This window comes from Parviterribacter kavangonensis (assembly GCF_056863335.1).
This window is the reverse complement of the sequence record NZ_JBXPJA010000001.1, coordinates 2,889,801-2,907,959: the sequence shown is the minus strand read 5'-3', so window position 1 is coordinate 2,907,959 and position 18,159 is coordinate 2,889,801. Positions and strand designations below refer to the sequence as shown.

18 protein-coding genes are annotated in these 18,159 nt (G+C 72.0%); 8 read left to right on the top strand and 10 right to left on the bottom strand.

The window, feature by feature from the left end:
- Positions 1–45: 45 nt before the first annotated feature.
- Genes AC1UE4_RS14670 through AC1UE4_RS14660 form a run of 3 tightly spaced genes read right to left on the bottom strand, consistent with a single transcriptional unit; the run spans position 46 to position 2,913 of the window.
- Positions 46–1,065, bottom strand: a complete 1,020-nt coding sequence (locus AC1UE4_RS14670) for a hypothetical protein (protein ID WP_482917974.1) — start codon at positions 1,063–1,065, stop codon at positions 46–48.
- Positions 1,066–1,111: 46 nt separating this feature from the next.
- Entirely contained in the window at positions 1,112–2,059 is a 948-nt protein-coding gene (locus AC1UE4_RS14665; protein WP_482917973.1) for a glycosyltransferase family 2 protein, read from the bottom strand.
- Complete coding sequence (locus AC1UE4_RS14660; protein WP_482917972.1) at positions 2,056–2,913, bottom strand: glycosyltransferase family 2 protein; 858 nt, start codon at positions 2,911–2,913, stop codon at positions 2,056–2,058. Before AC1UE4_RS14660 ends, AC1UE4_RS14665 begins: the two co-directional genes overlap by 4 nt.
- An 87-nt stretch (positions 2,914–3,000) precedes the next feature.
- Here AC1UE4_RS14660 and AC1UE4_RS14655 point away from each other — a divergent pair, with 87 nt between their 5' ends.
- The gene (locus AC1UE4_RS14655) at positions 3,001–4,500 is read left to right on the top strand and encodes a glycosyltransferase (RefSeq protein WP_482917971.1); all 1,500 of its coding nucleotides are present in this window, start codon (positions 3,001–3,003) and stop codon (positions 4,498–4,500) included.
- A complete protein-coding gene (locus AC1UE4_RS14650) occupies positions 4,497–6,017 on the top strand; it encodes an oligosaccharide flippase family protein (protein WP_482917970.1) in 1,521 nt (506 codons plus the stop codon). Before AC1UE4_RS14655 ends, AC1UE4_RS14650 begins: the two co-directional genes overlap by 4 nt.
- Here AC1UE4_RS14650 and AC1UE4_RS14645 read toward each other — a convergent pair.
- Complete coding sequence (locus AC1UE4_RS14645) at positions 5,986–6,675, bottom strand: class I SAM-dependent methyltransferase (RefSeq protein WP_482917969.1); 690 nt, start codon at positions 6,673–6,675, stop codon at positions 5,986–5,988. The two genes, AC1UE4_RS14650 and AC1UE4_RS14645, sit on opposite strands and share 32 nt — an antisense overlap.
- Positions 6,672–7,334, bottom strand: coding sequence for a class I SAM-dependent methyltransferase (locus tag AC1UE4_RS14640; RefSeq protein WP_482917968.1), 663 nt, complete (start codon positions 7,332–7,334; stop codon positions 6,672–6,674). The genes AC1UE4_RS14645 and AC1UE4_RS14640 overlap by 4 nt, the downstream gene beginning before the upstream one ends.
- 42 nt (positions 7,335–7,376) lie before the next feature.
- Between AC1UE4_RS14640 and AC1UE4_RS14635 the strand changes: the two genes are divergently transcribed.
- Positions 7,377–8,063 carry a hypothetical protein gene (locus AC1UE4_RS14635; RefSeq protein ID WP_482917967.1) on the top strand — a complete coding sequence of 229 codons (687 nt, stop codon included), beginning with the start codon at positions 7,377–7,379 and terminating at the stop codon, positions 8,061–8,063.
- Here AC1UE4_RS14635 and AC1UE4_RS14630 read toward each other — a convergent pair.
- Both AC1UE4_RS14630 and glf read right to left on the bottom strand, forming a co-directional pair.
- Entirely contained in the window at positions 8,060–8,950 is an 891-nt protein-coding gene (locus AC1UE4_RS14630) for a glycosyltransferase (protein WP_482917966.1), read from the bottom strand. The two genes, AC1UE4_RS14635 and AC1UE4_RS14630, sit on opposite strands and share 4 nt — an antisense overlap.
- Positions 8,950–10,080 (bottom strand): UDP-galactopyranose mutase, encoded by a 1,131-nt coding sequence (gene glf / locus AC1UE4_RS14625; RefSeq protein ID WP_482917965.1) that lies wholly within the window; start codon positions 10,078–10,080, stop codon positions 8,950–8,952. The genes AC1UE4_RS14630 and glf overlap by 1 nt, the downstream gene beginning before the upstream one ends.
- 97 nt (positions 10,081–10,177) lie before the next feature.
- Between glf and AC1UE4_RS14620 the strand changes: the two genes are divergently transcribed.
- Positions 10,178–11,356 carry a glycosyltransferase family 2 protein gene (locus tag AC1UE4_RS14620; RefSeq protein ID WP_482917964.1) on the top strand — a complete coding sequence of 393 codons (1,179 nt, stop codon included), beginning with the start codon at positions 10,178–10,180 and terminating at the stop codon, positions 11,354–11,356.
- Between the two features lies 1 nt (position 11,357).
- The gene (locus AC1UE4_RS14615; protein ID WP_482917963.1) at positions 11,358–13,502 is read left to right on the top strand and encodes a hypothetical protein; all 2,145 of its coding nucleotides are present in this window, start codon (positions 11,358–11,360) and stop codon (positions 13,500–13,502) included.
- Between the two features lie 16 nt (positions 13,503–13,518).
- Here AC1UE4_RS14615 and AC1UE4_RS14610 read toward each other — a convergent pair whose 3' ends face one another.
- Positions 13,519–13,950, bottom strand: a complete 432-nt coding sequence (locus AC1UE4_RS14610; RefSeq protein ID WP_482917962.1) for a DUF2304 domain-containing protein — start codon at positions 13,948–13,950, stop codon at positions 13,519–13,521.
- Positions 13,951–14,715, bottom strand: coding sequence for a glycosyltransferase family 2 protein (locus AC1UE4_RS14605; protein ID WP_482917961.1), 765 nt, complete (start codon positions 14,713–14,715; stop codon positions 13,951–13,953).
- Positions 14,716–14,806: 91 nt separating this feature from the next.
- Between AC1UE4_RS14605 and AC1UE4_RS14600 the strand changes: the two genes are divergently transcribed.
- A complete protein-coding gene (locus AC1UE4_RS14600; RefSeq protein ID WP_482917960.1) occupies positions 14,807–15,505 on the top strand; it encodes a hypothetical protein in 699 nt (232 codons plus the stop codon).
- Here AC1UE4_RS14600 and AC1UE4_RS14595 read toward each other — a convergent pair.
- On the bottom strand, positions 15,502–16,302 hold the full coding sequence (locus AC1UE4_RS14595; RefSeq protein WP_482917959.1) for a class I SAM-dependent methyltransferase: 801 nt from the start codon (positions 16,300–16,302) through the stop codon (positions 15,502–15,504). The genes AC1UE4_RS14600 and AC1UE4_RS14595 overlap by 4 nt on opposite strands.
- Before the next feature lie 38 nt (positions 16,303–16,340).
- Here AC1UE4_RS14595 and AC1UE4_RS14590 point away from each other — a divergent pair, with 38 nt between their 5' ends.
- Positions 16,341–17,345, top strand: coding sequence for an NAD-dependent epimerase/dehydratase family protein (locus AC1UE4_RS14590; RefSeq protein WP_482917958.1), 1,005 nt, complete (start codon positions 16,341–16,343; stop codon positions 17,343–17,345).
- Positions 17,346–17,413: 68 nt separating this feature from the next.
- Positions 17,414–18,157, top strand: a complete 744-nt coding sequence (locus tag AC1UE4_RS14585; protein ID WP_482917957.1) for a DUF268 domain-containing protein — start codon at positions 17,414–17,416, stop codon at positions 18,155–18,157.
- The last annotated feature ends 2 nt before the right edge of the window (positions 18,158–18,159 follow it).

The following is an 18,159-nucleotide window of genomic DNA, read 5'->3' as shown; positions in this document are numbered from 1 at the left end:
GCCCGTGGGTCCCACCCGCCCGTGGCTCCCACCCCGCTCGCCCAGCTATGGACAGGGATGGCCCGTGTCGAACTCGCTGCTCGGCACCACGTGGCGCGGCGTCCCGTACTTGGCCCACGTCGCCGGCAGCATCCCGAGGCACGTGCCCGGCGTGTTCGCCTTGGGCAGCGCGCCGCGGAGGAAGTCGCGGTAGTAGGCGTTCGTGTCGGCGTTGCTGTAGCCGGGGACCGACCCGTTGTAGCCGTGGACGCCGGCGCCGGGGAAGTCGACGTTGACGTAGAAGAGCTCGACGCTGTGCAGCCAGGCGTGGAGGTGGACGTCCTGGCTCGGCAGGCCGGGGTTGTCGGCGACGTCGAGGAACACCGCCTCGTAGCCGTTCGTCTTCTCGACGTAGCCGGGGTTCGCGACCTGCGGGACGAGGTCGAAGAGCACGTCGTAGTCGCCGCGGCCGCGCAGATCGGAGGGGTCGTCCTGGAACTGGCCCGCTCTCGCGACCGTGTCGCCCATGTCGTAGACGTCGATGTCGACGCGTGCGGCGCAGAGGCTGAGGTCGCCGACGCGGTCGGCCCAGACCTGCTGAGCGTCCTGCACCGCCCGGCGCTTCTCGGCCGTCGTCGTTCCACCCGCGTCGTCGGCGCGGTACATGCGGTAGCCGATCCGCCACGTCAGGCCGCTCTGGCAGCCCGTTGTCTGCGCCGAGCCGACCAGCGGCGGCAGCGGCGCGAGCGTCGGGCCGGGCAGCTGCTCGACCGGCGCGGGCGGCACCGTGAAGCGGACGCGCTTGACGGTCTTGCGGCGGACCTTGACGAGCCCGACGTACGACCCGGCCGGCAGCGCCAGCGAGACCTCCTTCACCGCTCCCTTCCGCCCGGTGCGGCCCTGGACGCACCGCTTGGCGACGCAGACCGAGAACCGCACGCGGGACGCGCGGCGGTCGGCGAAGGAGAAGGTGACTCGTCCGTCCGTGACCGAGGCCTTCGCGGCGTAGCGCGGCGGCTTCGCGGCGACCGAAGAGGGAAGGGCGAGCGCGAGCAGCGCGGCGAGGGCGAGAAGGCGTCCGTGCATCTCGCGGGCGAAGATATCGGTGCGACGACGTCCGCGGAGAGGTGCGTCAGGCGGCGTGAGCGCGGGCCCAGTCCTCGGGCGAGGGCGCGGACCAGTCTCCGCGGCGGCCCTTGCGGGCGAACTTCACGAGCAGCGGGATCCGCTTCCACGGCTGGGGGTCGTAGAGGAGCGACTTCCCCGCGTAGCCGGCGACGAGCAGGCCGAACTCGCCGCGGCCGACGTGGCCGTGGTGGTGCTTGAGCCACATGAAGTTGCGGACCCGGTAGAGGTCGCGCCAGTAGGCGGACCACGGCGTCGGGGCGTACGTGAGGCCGAAGGCGCGGTTGATCAGCCGCGACCGGGCGGTGCCGGTCGTGCCGCCGATCGGGACCTTGTGGACGATCTGCGACTCGGGCACCAGGCGCACCTCGCCGAGGCGCAGCGAGTACTCCGCGTCGTCGTACCCGATGAAGAACTCCGCGACCGGCAGGCCGGCGCGCTTCGAGGCGCTCGTGCGCATGAGCAGGCCGACGAACGACGCGCAGGCGACGCGCACGTGGCGGCCGGGCTCGTAGGCCGACTCGGGCAGCGGGACGATGAAGCGGCCGATCGAGCAGCGGTGCTGGAGGTCGATCGAGCCGTCGGGGTGCACGACGGCGGACCCGAGCCCCGCGACGTGGTCGCCGACCGGCGCGGCGAGCAGCTTCTCGAGCGCGTCCGGCTTGGGCTCGGCGTCGTCGTCCATCAGCCAGATCCAGTCGAGCCCCGCCTCCTGCGCGAGCCGGACGCCCTCGTGGAAGCCGCCCGCGCCGCCGGTGTTCACCTCGCGCCGCTCGTACTGCACCCGGTCGAGCAGTCCCTCGGCCTCGAGGTGGCCGCGGGTGCCGTCGTCGGACGCGTTGTCGAGCACGATGATCCGCTCGACCGGGTGGGTCTGGGCGAGCAGGCCGCGCAGGCACTCGGCCAGCAGGACCTTGCGGTTCCGCGTGAGCACGAAGGCGCAGACGCTGCTCATGACCGGTACGACCTCGCGACGCCGAGCAGCAGCCCGGCAGCCTTCACCGCCTGGTAGGCGATCGCGCGCGGGATCCACCGCAGCTGCCCCGTCCGCACCAGCCACGCGATCTCGCGGACGGGATAGGCGAGGTGCAGCTTGGCGAGGTCGAGCACCGACGCCTCGACGAGGTACGACTGCCGCGCCGAGAGGCCGCTCGCGTAGAACCGGTCGAACGCCTGGCGCAGCGTGTACGGATGAGAGTGGCGGACGACCGCCTCGGCGACGTAGTGCAGCGCGTAGCCATCCTTGATGACGCGCGCCGACCACTCCTGGTCCTCGCTCATCACGATGTCATCGACGAAGTTGAAGCGGTCGAACACGTCGCGGCGGATGGCGGCGTTGACGTTCGAGAACAGCGTGTCCTGCGGCCCGATCTTCGGCCCGTTCGCCCGCTGGACCCGCGACGCGGGGCCGTAGAGGAAGTCGAGGAAGAACTGCTCGGACGGCGACGCGTCCTCGTGGGCGACCTGACGGCCGTACGTGCCGGCGACCTTCGGGTTCCCCAGCGGCGCGACGAGCCGTGCGAGCCAGTCGTCGTGCTCGGCGTGCGCGTCCTGCGACGTGAAGACGAGCACGTCGCCGCGGGTCAGCGAGACGCCGAGGTTGCGCGTCGAGCCGTGGTTGAACTCCTCCGGCGGGATCTCGTGCACGAGCGCCCCGAACGACCGCGCGAGCTCGACGCTGCCGTCCGCCGACCTGGAGTCGACGACGACGACCTCGACCTCGTCGCCCGTGCGCTGGGCGGCGATGCCCTCGAGGCAGCGGCGCAGGTCGTCGCCGCCGTTCTTGACGGGGATGATCACCGAGATCACGGCGAAGGAGCGTAGGAGGGGCCGCCGGCGACGGCTCTTCGCGCGGCGGCGAGTCGCGGTCGGGTCCGGCCTCTAGTCTCGGTCCGCGTGAACGTGCTGCACGTCGGCTTCGGGTTCCGGCCGCTGCGGTGGGGCGGGCTGATCGCCTACGCCGAGGACCTCATGGATGCGCAGGTCGCGCGCGGCCACCAAGTCGGGTGGTTCTGCGTCGGCCGCGCGTACCCGTTCGGCGGCCGCACCCGGCTGCGCCGGTGGAAGCGCCGCGGCGTGCAGGTCTTCGAGGTGCTCAACACGCCGATCCCGCTCGGCGGCGACAAGGGCACGGTCGCGCCGCACCTCGAGGTGTCCGAGCCGGAGACCGAGCGCCTCTTCGCCGAGACGCTCGAGCGGTTCCGCCCCGACGTCGTCCACGTGCAGGAGCTGCTCGGCGTTCCCACCGCGATCTTCCGGATCGCCCGCGAGCGCGGGGTGCCGATCCTCATGACGCTCGAGGACTACCAGCCGCTGTGCCCGACGCTGAAGCTGCACGACGCCGAGGGGAACATCTGCCTGCGCAGGCAACCCGGGGAGATGTGCGCGGTGTGCTGCCGGGACGCGCCGTTCGCCAACGCGGAGCTCATCGGCCAGTCGACGCTGCACGACCAGGCGTGGGTGATCGAGCACGTCCCGGGCCTCAAGCGCGTCCCGCGCCCCGAGGGCGCGGTCAAGGTCGCGCGGCAGATCGAGCACGGCGCCACCGCCGCCTACCGGCGCCTGCGCGGGCGCGGCGAGGACGACGGCAACGGCGCCGCGCCGCCCGCGCCCGTCGAGGAGCGCACGTCGAACGCCGCCTCGCCGGCCGAGTACGACGCCCGCCGCGACGGCAACGTCGCGAACCTCAACCACGCCGATCTGCTCATCGCGATGTCGACGCGGGTCGGCGAGATCTACACGGAGCTCGACGTCGATCCCGAGCGTGTCCGCGTCCTGCACCTCACGCTCGACCACATCGCCAAGCTGCGCCCGCGTCGGATCGAGCGGGTCGACGGCCCCGTCCAGTTCGTGACGCTCGCCGGCTGCGCCTCGCCGCAGAAGGGGTCGAACGTCGTGGAGGAGGCGATCCGGCTGCTGCGGAGCGAGCACGGCCTCACGGAGGCCGACTACCGCCTGACCGTCAAGGGCTTCCTCGACCCGCTCATCAAGCCGACGATCGACGCCGATCCCGCGGTCGAGTACGAGTGGTTCTACGGGCCCGAGCACATGGAGGAGCTGCTCGACCGCTTCCACGTCGGCATCGTCCCGTCGATCTGGGAGGAGGCGTACGGCTACGTCGGCGTCGAGCTGCTCGCCAAGGGCGTCCCCGTGCTGGGAAACGCGGTCGGCGGCATCACCGACTACTGCCGCGACGGCGAGACCGGCTGGCTGAACCGCGACCTCACGGGCGCCGGCCTCGCCGAGCGGATGGCCCACATCGTCCGCCACCGCGAGGAGATCCCGGAGCGCAACGCGTGGATCCTCGAGCACCGCGACGAGCTCGTGAAGTCGCTGCCCGACCACGTGGCCGAGATGGACGCCGTCTACGCGGAGCTTGCGGCGGCGCGGCGATGAGCGGGGCGACGTCGCCCGACTCGAGCGAGGCGCGGGCCGGCGACATCCTCGACACGCGGGAGGCCGGGCCGGCGACCATCCGCGGTGGGGCGCTGCGCGCCTCCGCGCACGGGATCGGGGTGCTGCTGGCGTTCGTCTCGGCGCCCCTGCTCGTCCGGCACTTGGGCATCGAGGACTTCGGCCGCTACGTCCTCATCGGCTCGATCGTCGCGATCGCGGGCGGGATCGTCGACGCGGGGCTGCTGACGATCGCGCAGCGCGAGTACGTCGCGCGCCGCGGCGAGGACCGCGACCGGACGATGAGCTACCTCGTCGGCCTGCGGCTGCTGCTGATGAGCATCGCCGTGCTCGGCGCGTTCCTGTTCGCGGTCGTCGCCGGCTACGGGCAGACGATAGTGATCGGCACGCTCATCGCCGGCGCGTCGCTGTTCATCGCCGCCGGCCAGCACGTCTTCTCGACGCCGCTGACCGCGAACCTGCGCTTCACGGCCACGACCGCCATCGACGTGACCTCCCAGGTCCTGACGGTGGCGCTCATCGTGGCGCTCATCGTGCTCGACGCCGGCGTGCTGGCGTTCATCGCCGTCGGCATCCCCGTGAGCCTCCTCTCGCTGACGATCACGACGCGCCTCGTGCGCGGCCAGATCCCGCTGAAGCCGCGCTTCAACCGGCGCGCGTGGTGGGCGCTCATGAAGGACACGCTGCCGTTCGCGGCGGCGGCGGCGATCACCGCCGTCTACTACCGGCTCGCGCTCATCGTGCTGTCGCTCATCGAGACGAGGCTGGAGACCGGCTACTTCGCCACCGCGGTGCGGATCTCCGACGTCGCGGGCGCCCTGCCCGGCTTGGTGCTCAGCGCCGCCTTCCCGGTCATCACGCGGGCGGCCTCGGACGAGGACGACGTCCGGTTCGGGTACTCGGTGGGGCGCGTCATCGAGGTCGCGCTGCTGATCGGGCTCGGGGTCGTCGTGCTGTTCGAGATCGGGGCGCCCGTCGCCGTGGACGTCGTCGCGGGAAGCAAGGGGGAACTCGCGATCCCGATCCTGCGCGCGCTCGCCCCGGGGATCGTCTTCTCCTGGCTGGCGGTCGCCGCGGCGTTCGCGCTGCTGGGCATGCGCCGCTACACGAGCGTGCTGATCGCGAACGCGGTGGCGCTCGCGACGTCGCTTGCCGGGGTGCTCGCGCTGGCGCCGTCGATGGGCGGCAGCGGCGCCGCGCTCGCCGCGGTCATCGCCGAAGTCATCCTCGCCGTGGGCATGACGGCGATGCTGCTGCGGGCCAAGCCGTCGGTGCGCCTGCCCTGGCGCGCGGTGCCGCCGGCGCTGGCCATCGCCGGCGTGGCGTCGTGCGCGATCCTGCTGCCGGTGCCCGCGCTGGTGCAGGTCACCGTCGCGGGCCTCGCCTACCTCGGCGGGCTTCTGGTGTTCCGGAGGATCCCGGTGGAGGTCTTCGAGGCGTTCTCGTTCGGCGGGCGACTCGACGCGCTCAGCGCTTGGGGACGAGCACCCACCAGCTGACCCACGGCGGGTCGCCGAAGGTCGCGTTGACGCGCGTGTCGCGCTTGCCGAAGAACTCGTCGACCGCGCGCTTCACGCCGAAGTCGCCCTCGGGGAACATCCCGTCGACGTAGTCGTGGCCGGCGATGACGCCGCCGGGCCGGACCTTGTCGGCCCACGCGTCGAGGTCCTCGAGCACCGACTCGTAGTCGTGCCGCGCGTCGATGTAGACGAAGTCGAGGCTGTGATGCGGCACCTTCGGCGCGGCGTCCGTCGAGGTGTCGCGCCAGATCGTGCTGCGGTCGCCGAAGCGCTTCAGCCGCTGCCGCGTCTCGTCGAGGAACGCCTCGTGCTGGCCCTGCTCGACGTTCGCGACGTCGACGTAGTTGTCCGGCGCGTCGGTCGTCCACGGGTCGATCGAGATGAGGTGCCGGCCCTTCCAGCGGTCGAGCAGGACCTCGGAGAACCAGCCCGTCTTGACGCCGATCTCCGCGCCGGCGCCGAGCAGCCCGCGGCGGTTCAGCAGGAACGGCAGGTCCTCGCGAACCGGGACGACCGGCCGCGGCGTCGCGTACGTCGCCCGGAAGGCGGGAAGAGCGGCCGCACGCGCCCGCCGCATCGCCGGCTGCCGCGCGAAGTCGCGCAGGCGAGTCGGGAGCGAGGCGGACGCAGTGCTCATCGCGCCGAAGGTAGCGAACGCTGCAGGAACGCCGTCTTCGGGCCGCCGGTCCAGAAGCGGCCGATCTCGGCGGCGTGCTCCTCGCGGAGGGCGTCGACGGTGTCCTGGACCTCGGGGAGGTCGTGGCCGTAGTCGTCGAAGGCGATGACGCCGCCGGGCGCGACCTTCGGCCACAGCAGCTCGAAGTCGCTGCGGACGTACGCGGCGGAGTGGTTGCCGTCGATGTGGGCGAACCCGATCCGCTCGCTCGGCACGTCGATCTGCGCGGAGTCGCCGGCGATCGTCACGACGTTCGGCAGCTTGCCCGCGACCGCGTCGTACGTCGTGCGCTGGTCGCGGCCGGCCAGGAACTCGGAGTAGATCGCGCGCATCTCGCGCGAGTCGGACGCGGCCGTGGCGTCGAAGTCGGGGTCGAAGACGTCGATCGCGTAGACGCGGCGTTCGGGCGCGCGCTTGGCCAGCAGCTTGGCGAACTGATACGTGCCGCCGCCCAGGAAGACGCCGATCTCCACGAAGTCTCCGCGCTCGTGCAGTCGCTGCTCGTCGATGACGTCGAGCATGTGCCAGTAGCTCTGCAGCGCGGTCGCCGGCGGCGGCGGGCGGAACCGCCAGCGCCGGAAGAAGCGCAGCTCGTAGCGGAGGTGCTGCAGGTCGGGCATCGCGCGGGAGGTGATAGCAGCGCCGCTAGCCTCAACCGCCGCATGCGCGTCACCGCCGTCCTCACGAGCGACCGAGAGACTCCGCGGGGGGCCGACGAGTCAGGGGGCGCCTCATGGCCCGCCGGGGCCGACGATTCCGGGCGGGCTGCATGGCTCGCCGACGTCGACGAGGTCGTGCGCGCGCCGGCGCTGTCCGACGCGATCGAGGCGGCGATGCGCACCGACAGCGGCTGGCTGTGGCTCATCGACGCGGCGACGACGCCCGACACGGGCGCGCTCGGCGCGTTCCGGGCGGTGCTCGAGGCCGGCGACCTCCCGGCTCCGCTGATCCTCACCGGGAAGGTCGTCGACGCGTCCGGCGCGATCCACCGCGACTCGCTGCCGAACCCCGAGATGTTCGAGAAGGACGCCGCCGTCGCGGCCGCCGAGCACGGGGTCCTGCAGATCCGCGCGGCGCGTCCCGGCTCCGTCCTCGTCGCCCGTCGCGCCGTCGAGCGCTTCGGCGGCCCGCGCGCCGGTCTGCACGCTCCCTACGACGTCCTCGAGTGGACCGCGCGCATCCTGCGCAGCTGGGACGACGTCGGCTACCTCGTGCCGCAGAGCCTCGCGGTGCGCAGCGCCGACGGCTGGGACACGCCCCGCGGCGATCGTGCGAAGGCGCTGCTGACCGGGCCGGGCTGGACGCCCACCGAGAAGCTCTGGAACGCCTACACGATGGTCGTCCGCTAGGGACGACCCGGGACCGGCGCGCCCGGCTTCACGCCGTCGCGCAGCCCGCGCAGGATCACCGCGACGTTCTTCCAGCGGAAGCGGTTGAACTTCAGGTAGGCGAGCGAGCTCGTGAAGAGGATGAACACGAGCGACGGCTTCTCCTTCAGCGTCCACGCGCTCCCGCGCAGCATGTAGAGCGTGTTGCGGATGTGGAAGTAGAAGCGGTCGCCGGACGTCGAGATCGCCGTGTACGCCTGCTTCGTCTTGTGCAGCACGACGCTCTGCGGCACGAAGTAGCCGGCCTCGCGGCGCATGATCCGCGCGCTGTACTCGATGTCGTCGGACCAGATGAAGTACCGCGCGAGCGGCAGGCCGTACCGGTCGATCGCCTCGCGGCTGACGAGCAGCGACACGAACGTCGCGGTGCGCAGCGGCAGCAGCTTGCGCTCGGCGCCGGTGACCATCAGCTCGGGCCGGTGGCGCTCGAAGCCGGGGTAGTTCATCGGGTGCAGCGACCCGTCCTCCCAGACCGCCTTGCTGTAGAGCAGGAACGGCTTGCGGTCGGTCCGATCGCGCGCCGCCAGCAGCTCCTTCAGCGCATCCGGACGCGGGAGCGTGTCGTCGTCCATCAGCCAGATCCAGTCCGCGCCGTCGCGGTGGGCGATCTTCATGCCCTCGTGGAAGCCGCCGGCGCCGCCCCCGTTGTGCTCGAGCGTGACGAGGTCGACGTCCGGGTTCTCCGCGCGGACCTGCTCGGGGGTGCCGTCCGTGCTCGCGTTGTCGATGACGAGCACGCGGTCGACGGGACGCTCCTGGGCGGCGAGTGCGGCGAGCGCCTCGCGCAGCAGCTCCTTGCGATTGAACGTCACGACGACGGCCGTGACGAACGGCTCGGCGGCGGCCATCAAGCGGCGGCGGCCAGCCGGTCGCGCAGCTTCTCGAACGTCGCGAGCGCCTGGCCGACGACCTGGTCCATGTTGAGGTACTGGTAGCGCGCCAGGCGCCCGACGAACGTCACGTCCGTCAGCTCGTCGGCGAGCGCCGCGTACTGCTTGTAGAGCGCCTGGGTCTCCGCGTTCGGGATCGGGTAGTAGGGGTCGCCCTCCGACCGCGGGTACTCGAGGTGCAGCGTCGAGTGCTCGAGCACCTGGCCGGTGAGGTGCCGGTACTCGGTGGTGCGCGTGAAGGGCACGTCGAAGTCGGGCTCGTTCACCGTGCCGACCGGTTGGACGTAGCCGCCGCCGGGCGTCGCCTCGGTGCGCAGCTCGAACTCGAGCGAGCGGTAGGGCAGCTTGCCGAAGCGCTCGCCGAAGAAGCCGTCGATCGGCCCCGTGTAGACGAGGTGGTCGTAGTCGACCTCGTCGCGCACGTCGTCGAACTCGGTCGACGTGCGGACCTCGATGTTGGGGTGGTCGAGGATCCGCCGGAACATCGCCGTGTAGCCGTCGCGCGGCATCTTCTGGAACTTGTCGCCGAAGTAGCGGTCGTCCGTGTTCGTGCGGATCGGGATGCGCGCGCAGACCGAGGCGTGCAGCTCGGACGGGTCGCGCTCCCACTGCTTGCGCGTGTAGCCGCGGAAGAACTTCTCGTAGAGGTCGCGGCCGACCTTCGCGACGACGGCGTCCTCGGACGTCTTCATGAGCTCGACCGGCTCGCGCCGCTCGGCGTAGAACGCCTCGACGTCCTCGTCGGTCTGCAGGTCGAGGCCGTAGAGCTCGTTGATCGTCGTCCGGTTGATCGGCATCGGGACGAGCTTGTCGTCGACCCGCGCCAGCACGCGGTGCTCGTACGGGTGCCACTCGGTGAACTGCGAGAGGTACTCGACGACGACGTCGGCGTTCGTGTGGAAGATGTGCGGCCCGTACCGATGGACCAGCACGCCGTGCTCGTCGACGTAGTCGTAGGCGTTGCCGCCGATGTGGTCGCGCCGGTCGACGACCAGCACGCGCTGGCCGAGCTCGGACGCGAGCCGCTCGGCCATGATCGACCCCGCGTAGCCCGCGCCGACGACGAGGGTGTCGAATCGGTCGCTCATCGGAACTGGCACCCGAGGGTAGCCAGAGGGGGGTTCGGCTACCCTCGTCCGGACCCTCGCGCGCGACTTCCGGACGTCGCGTGCGTTCTCTTCGACGATGAGCGCGACGCATGCCCATCCGTTGTCGCCGTCTCCCGCGGCGGCCGCGACCGAGCCGCTGGTCTCGGTCGTGATCCCGTGCCTCAACGAGGAGGACAACATCGAGCGCTGCGTGCGCTCGGCGCTCACCGCGATGGAGCGGGCGGGGATCGACGGCGAGGTCGTCGTCGCCGACAACGCGTCGGAGGACCGCAGCGCCGAGCTGGCGCGCGCCGCCGGCGCCCGCGTCGTGCACGAGCCGCGCCGCGGCTACGGCAGCGCCTACCTCGCCGGCTTCTCCGCCGCCCGCGGCCGCTACCTCGTCATGGCGGACGCCGACCTCACGTACGACTTCGGCGACATCCCGCGCTTCGTCGAGCAGCTCGAGGACGGCGCCGAGATGGTCATCGGGGACCGGATGGACAACATCCACCCGGGCGCGATGCCTTGGCTGCACCGCTACGTCGGCAACCCGGTGCTCACCGGCACGCTGAACCTCTTCTTCCGCACCGGCGTCAAGGACGCCCACTGCGGCATGCGGGCGGTGCGCCGCGACGTGCTGCCGATCCTCGACCTGCGCACGACCGGCATGGAGTTCGCCTCCGAGATGGTCATCCGCGCGGCGAAGGAAGGGCTGGACATCCGGCAGTTCCCGATCGAGTACCACCCGCGCGGCGGCGAGTCGAAGCTGTCGAGCTTCCGCGACGGCTGGCGCCACCTGCGGTTCCTGCTCGTCCACTCACCGACGCATCTGTTCATCGTCCCCGGCCTCGTGCTGGCCGTCCTGGGTGCGCTGGTGGCGATCGTCTCGCTGACGGGCATCGAGGTCTTCGGGCGCGAGTGGCAGCTGCACGCGATGGTCGCGGCGGCGCTGGCGATGATCGTCGGCACGCAGGTCCTGTGCCTCGGCCTCTGCGCCCACGCGTACGGCACGTACTTCCTCGGCGACAAGGACCCCTGGTTCGACCGCATGCGGGCCCGCTTCCGGCTGGAGCACGGGCTGATGGTCGGCGGGGCGATCACCCTGGTCGGCGTCGTCATCGCCGCGGCGATCTTCATCACCTGGGTCGACCGCGGCTTCGGAGAGCTCTCCGAGGAGCGCCTGATGGTGGGAGCGGCGACGCTCATCATCGTCGGCGTGCAGGTGTTCTTCTCCTCGTTCCTGCTCAGCATCCTCGGGCTGCGCCGGGCGCGATGACGTGCAGCTGACGAGGCCGCGGGTCGCGCCGCGCGTCCCGTCGCTCGGCGGCGAGCGGGCGCCGTTCCTCGTCCTCGCGGCCGGAGCCCTGCTCGTCGCGCTGTTCTCGGCGTGGACCGGGATCCACGTCACGGCGGTCGGCCTCGACGAGAACGTCTACAAGTACGCCGCGGTCCAGCACTTCGAGGGCTTCCCGCGGTCGGTCTTCGCCGAGGACGTCTCGCGCGGCGCCGCCCGCCTGTACTCGCTGAGCATCGCCCCGATCTTCGAGCTGTGGACCGGCGACGTCGCGGTGCGCATCGCACGCGCTTGGAACGCGTTCCTCTTCGCCGCCACGGCGTTCCCCGTCGCTCTCGTCGCCCGTCGGGTCGTGCGCTCGCCGTGGACTGCGGTCGCGGCCGGCCTGCTGTCCGTCGCCGTCCCGTGGCTGACGCTGTCGACCGTCCTCTTCTCCGAGAGCCTCGCGTACCTCGGCTTCGCGGTCGCGGTGCTGCTGATGGTGCGGGCGCTGGAGGCGCCGTCCGTGCGGCGTGAGCTGCCGCTGTTCGTCCTGCTCGGCCTCTTGGTGCTGGTGCGCGTCCAGTTCCTCGTCCTGCTGCCCGGCTGGGTGCTGCTGGTCGTGTCGTGCGAGCTGCGCGACGGCCGTCGCGGCTGGCGCGACGCGCTGCGCCGCGTGCGCCGGCGGCATCCGATCACGCTGCTGGCTCTTGGGATCGTGGCGCTCGCCGTGGTGGCGGGCGCGGTGACGGGCGGCCTGAAGACGCTCGCCGGGCCGTACTACGGGATCACTGACCGCGGCAGCGTCACCGGCCAGTTCGGCCTCGCCGGGCTGTGGGAGGTCGAGATGCTCGCCGTCGGCGTGGGCGTCGTCCCGGCCGTGCTGTTCGTGGCGTGGGTGCTGCGGGCGCTCGGCGACGTCGCGCGGCCGGACGAGCGGCGCGTCGCGCTCGTCGCGTTCATGACGATCGCCGCCATCTTCGCCGGGACGCTGTGGGCGCAGGGCGGGTGGCTCGGCGGGTCGTCGGAGGAGCGGTACTACATCTACGCGGTGCCCCTGGTGTGGATCGGCGCGCTGGCGGCGATCGAGCGCGCGGACCTCCGGCGCCGGGACGTCGTTGCCGTGGGGCTCGGCTTCCTCGCGGTCTTCGCCTTGGTTCCGACACCGGCGTCCCTCGTTGGCGAGCAGGCGTACCTCGGCCCCGTGAGCCTGATCCAGGCGTGGGAGCTGCCGCGGCTGGCTTCGACGTTCTCGCGGTGGATCGGTCTCGACGGCGTCGCCCAGACGGCGGACGTGCTGATGGCCATCGGCGCGGTGCTCATCGTCGTGGCGCTCGTGCTGTGGTGGCGCGGCGGCGCGGTCCGGCGCCTGCTGCTCGTCCCCGCGATCGTCCTGCAGCTGGCCGTCACCGGCATGGCGTTCGCGTCGCTGCACAACGACCTCGACGGCGTCGGCGGCACCGTCAACTCGGACCTGAAGTTCGCCGACCTCGGCTGGATCGACCGCGCGCTGCCCTCGGACGCGCGCGTGACGCTGCTCGACAACTTCACGATGCCGTTCCGCGAGGGCGGCCAGCGCGACACGGTGTTCTGGAACAACAAGGTCACGACGGTCTACGGGTTCGTCCCGGCTGCGCTGCCGACGCCGGGGTTCCCGGTCGCGCGCATGCGGATCCGGGGGTTCGACGTCGGCGACGACCTCGTCGCCAAGGACTCGACGCCCGCGCCGTACGGCGCCGGGCCGCCGGCGTCGCCGCTGTGGCAGCTCGAGGGCGAGACGGTCGCGACGGCGCGCGACGGCTTCATCGCGCTGCAGCGGATCTCCGAGAAGCCGAAGCTGCGCTGGGCGGCGATCGGCCTCGACGTCGACGGCCAGCTCACGCGCGAGACGCCGCTGCGCCTCGCCGGCGGCCATCGCGTGACGCTCGATGTCGCGCCCCCCGCTCAGGGGCAGGCGATCTCCGCGACGTTCGTCCTGAGTGGCGGGAGGAGCTACGACGTGGGCGGCACCGAGCCGCAGGAGGTGACGCTGTCGGCCTGCGGCCGCACCGGCGCCGTGCGCGGCACCGCGAAGCCCGTCACGCCCGTCGACATCGGCGGCCGGACGAGCGGCGCGCAGATCACCGCCGCCCGCGTCGAGCGCTGCTGAGGCCGGGCCGGCCCGCCTAACGGCGGCTGGAACCGACGCGCGCGGGCGAGGACGCGGCGACGTCGTTCGTGTCCGCGACGGCCGCGTCGGCGGCCGCCCCGTCGTCTTCGACGTTGCGCAGCCGCTCGTCCATCAGCGCGAGGCGCTGGGCGAGGATCTTCGACTGGTCCGCGAGGCGGGACACCGCGACCGAGAAGTGCAGCAGCAGGACGAGGATCGCCGCGAACGCGAGGAAGAAGAGCGCGTTCGGGGCGTAGGCGATGCCAAGCGCGTCGGCGACCTTCTGCAGCAGCCCGCGCCACGCGGCGAGGACGAGGAGGAAGACCGCGGCCGCGAGCCAGACGATCGCGTAGCGCTCCAGCAGCGAGCGGCGGCGGACGAGCTCGAGCACGACGAGCAGCAAACCGCCGGCGGCGATGACCGCGATGAGCTGGATCCGGACGTCCACCTAGATGCTCCTCGTCGCGGCGACGGGACCGGGGCCGCCGGGCTCGGGCACGGGGCGGCGGCGGGCCAGGCCCACGAAGAGGGCCAGCAGCACCTTGATCATGTAGTACGCCGACTTGCCCGAGCCCTTCAGCGACGACTGGCCGCCGCCGCGCTCCATCATCTGCACCGGCACCTCGCGCATGCGCAGCCGGTGGTGGTGCAGCATCAGCACCGCCTCGACCTCGGGGTAGTCGTGCGGGTAGTCGCGGGCGAAGAGCCGGATCGCCCGGCGGTTGTACAGCCGGAAGCCCGACGTCGGATCGCTGACGCGGCCGTCGACGAGCCGGCTGAGCACGAACGCGAAGATGTGGATGCCGGTGCGGCGGCTGATGGGCGCCGGGTACCGGAAGTCGCTGGAGAGGAACCGCGACCCGCAGACCACGTCCACCGAGGGGTCGGCCTCCATGACCTCGACGAGCTTCGGCAGCTCGCGCGCGTCGTGCTGCCCGTCGCCGTCGACCTGGACCATGAAGTCGTAGTCGTTCTCCAGCGCGAACTGGAACCCCGACTGGACCGCGCCCCCGATGCCGAGGTTGTACGGATGCCGGACGACGCGGGCGCCGTGCTCGCGGGCCACCTGCGAGGTCGTGTCGGTGGACCCGTCGTCGATGACGAGCACGTCGAAGTCGGGGGCATGGCGGTGCAGCGCGTCGATGACGCCACCGAGCGTGGCGACCTCGTTCCACGCGGGCACCACCGCAAGGCTGCGCTGGGAAGTCGGCATGGTCCGATGGGTCACAACGGAACGACCGTCCGCGAGTTGCGGTGACGGGCGGATCCGACCCACTGCGAGGTTAGCGCCGCCGTTCACTACGGTGTCGCATCTGCGCCTGACCATCCCGCATTACTTCGACTTCGGGGCCGACCGGTCCCTCGTCGGCGACGACCTCGTCCGACCCGACGCGTGGGACGCGCTGCGGACCGGAACGGAGGGGCCGTTCTCGCTGCCGGCGACGCGCGAGGCGTGGGAGAAGGCGGCCGACGACCGGCCCGAGATCGGCGAACGCGCTCGCGTCATCGCCGGCATCGCCGAGCAGCGCGGCGTCAAGCGGCTGGCGTCCTACGGCGTCGGGTCGGCCCTCCCGGAGCAGTGGCTGCACCGGATCGCGCCGTCGATCGAGCTGGTCGTCACCGACTACGCCCCGGCGACGGTCGAGCGCCTCGCCGGGCTGTTCCCCGAGGCCGAGGTGCTCCGCCACGACCTCCTCGCCGACCCGCCGCAGCCCGCCGACCTGCACCTGTTCCACCGCATCGACACCGAGCTGACGAACAAGCAGTGGCGCACGGTGATGCGCGGCTTCGCGAACGCGACGGTGCTGGTCGTGGCGACGGAGATCATCGACCTGCGCCGCGCTGCCGTCGAGCTGCGCGGGCGCCTGCGCAACCGCCGCTCGTCACGGGCGGGATGGATCCGCACCCGCGAGGCGTTCGAGGCGCTGTGGCGCCCGACGCACGACGCGCAGGCGCTGCGGATCGGCGATCACGACGGCTGGCTCCTCGAGCCCCGTCGCTAGCTGTCGCGCAGCACCGCCGCGCCGATGCCGGCGCCGGGGTAGAAGTGATCGCGCGGCCGCTCGGCGAAGAACGAGTACCGCAGGCCGCGCTCGTCGCACAGGTCCTTCAGCGCGGTCGTCGCGTGGCTGTTGTCGCTGAGCAGGATCCCCTCCGTCATGCCGTCGGCCGCGAGCTCCAGCTCCATGCGCTCGTGCTCGTACGTGTGGAGGCTGTCGTGGATGAAGAGCTGCGTCGGCCGCTCCGCCAGGGTCTCGGCGAGGCCGTCCTCGGCGCCGATCAGGCGCGGCGTCCAGCGCGGATGGCTGCCGACGAGCCAGCCGCTGCGCTCGACCGGGTCGAACGACACGAGGTCGCCGTCCGCGCCCTCGGCGGCGTTGCGCTCCAGCGCGGACAGCAGCGTGAGGGAGCCCAGGCCGTCGTGGATCCCGGTCTCGACCACGCGTTGCGGCTTCAGGACGCGCACCACGACGTACCAGCCGAGCCTGCGCCCGAGCGGCATCTTCAGGCCGTGGCGCCGCAGCGCCTCGTGGATGTCCGGGTTCGACCGGCCCTCGAGGAGCAGCTCGGCGCAGCGCCCCGGCTCGGCGCCGAGCAGCTCGGCGCACCAGCGGGCCAGCTCGTCCTCGTTGGCGAGGTCGTAGGTGAAGTTCTCGAGCTCGAGGCTCGTGAGGACGTACGGCAGGTGCTCGCGCGGCGACGCGCCGTAGCGCTGGACGTTCTGCGCCTTCGTCCGCCAGCGCAGGCGGCGGTACGTGTGCTTGGCATGGCCGATGGCCGCGTCGACGATGGCCGGCATGAGCGGCGACGGTACCTCGCCGCTAGCATCGCCGCGCGATGGCCGCACCTGATCTCAGCCGCTACGCCGGCTCGCGCGCGCTCGTCACGGGCGGCCTGGGCTTCCTCGGCTCGCACCTCGCGAAGACGCTCGTCGACCTCGGCGCGCACGTCACGATCGTCGACTCGCTCATCCCCGAGTACGGCGGCAACCTCTTCAACGTCCGCGAGATCGAGGATCGCGTGCGGATCAACATCTCGGACATCCGCGACCCGTGGTCGATCCGCGCGCTCGTCCGCGACCAGGACTTCATCTTCAACCTCGCCGGTCAGGTCAGCCACATCGATTCGATGGAGGACCCGCAGACCGACCTCGACATCAACTGCAAGGCCCAGCTCTCGCTGCTCGAGGCGTGCCGCCGGGTGAACCCGGAGGCGGTCGTCGTCTTCGCCGCGTCGCGCCAGCAGTACGGCCGTCCCCAGTTCGTGCCGGTCACCGAGGACCACCCGCTCGTCCCGGTCGACGTCAACGGCATCAACCTCATCGCCGGCGAGCACTACCACCTGCTCTACCACGACGTCTACGGCATCCCCGCGACGTCGCTGCGCCTGACGAACACGTACGGCCCGCACCTGCTCATGAAGCACGGGCGCCAGGGCTTCATCACCGTGTTCATCAAGCTTGCGCTTGAGGGACAGGGGCTCAAGGTCTTCGGTGACGGCGCGCAGCTGCGCGACTTCACGTACGCGTCCGACGCGGTCGACGCGTTCCTGCGCGTCGCGCTGACGCCCGAGGCGTTCGGCAAGGCGTACAACGTCGGCGGGCAGGAGCCGGTCTCGCTGCTCGACGTCGCGCGCCTCTGCCAGGAGATCGCCGGCGAGGGCGGGACCGTCGAGACGGTGCCGTGGCCGCCGGAGCGCGAGAAGATCGACATCGGCTCGATCTACGTCGACCACGCACGGCTGACCGAGATCACCGGCTGGGAGCCGCGGGTCGGCCTGCGCGAGGGCCTCGAGGAGACCTTCGCCTTCTACCGCGAGCACGGCTCCCAGTACTTCGCGTGAGCGTTGTGCGGCGGCTGTCGCGGGCGCTGGGGTGGCCTCGGATCTACGCCGGTGCCGCGATGGCGCGCATGACGCTGCGCCACTACCGCGATGTGCTCCTGCCCCCTCCCGGCCTGTTCGCGCGTCTGCGGCTGATGCGCCGCTGGGCCGCCGACCGCCGCGCCTACGCGGCGCTGCCCGGCGCGGAGCGGCTGCGGCGCTACGACGACGACCCGCAGCTCGCCGACTGGCTGCCGACGACGCCGTACGACCCCCACTACCTGCACCAGGACGCCTGGGCGGCGCGCGAGATCTTCCGCGCGCGACCCGACCGTCACGTCGACGTCGGCTCGCGCGTCTCGTTCGTCGCGGGCATCGCCGCGTTCACGAACGTGACGTTCGTCGACATCCGGCCGCTGGACGCCGAGGTGCCGGGGCTCGACTCCGTCGCCGGGTCGCTGCTCGACCTGCCGTTCGAGGACGCGTCGCTCGCGTCGGTGTCGTGCCTGCACGTCGTCGAGCACGTCGGCCTCGGCCGCTACGGCGACCCGCTCGACCCCGACGGGACGCGCCGGGCCATCGCCGAGCTGGCGCGCGTCGTCGCCCGCGGCGGGATGCTGCTGCTGGGCCTGCCGGTCGGGCGCGCCCGCACGAACTTCAACGCGCACCGCGTCCACGACCCGCGTGAGGTGCCGGCGATGGCGCGCGGGCTGCGGCTCGACGCGTTCGCCGCCGTCGGCGACGACGGCCGCTTCCGTGCCGAGGCGACGCCGGACGATCTGGCGGACGCCGAGTGGAGCGCCGGGCTCTACCGCTTCGTCCGCGACGCCTGAGC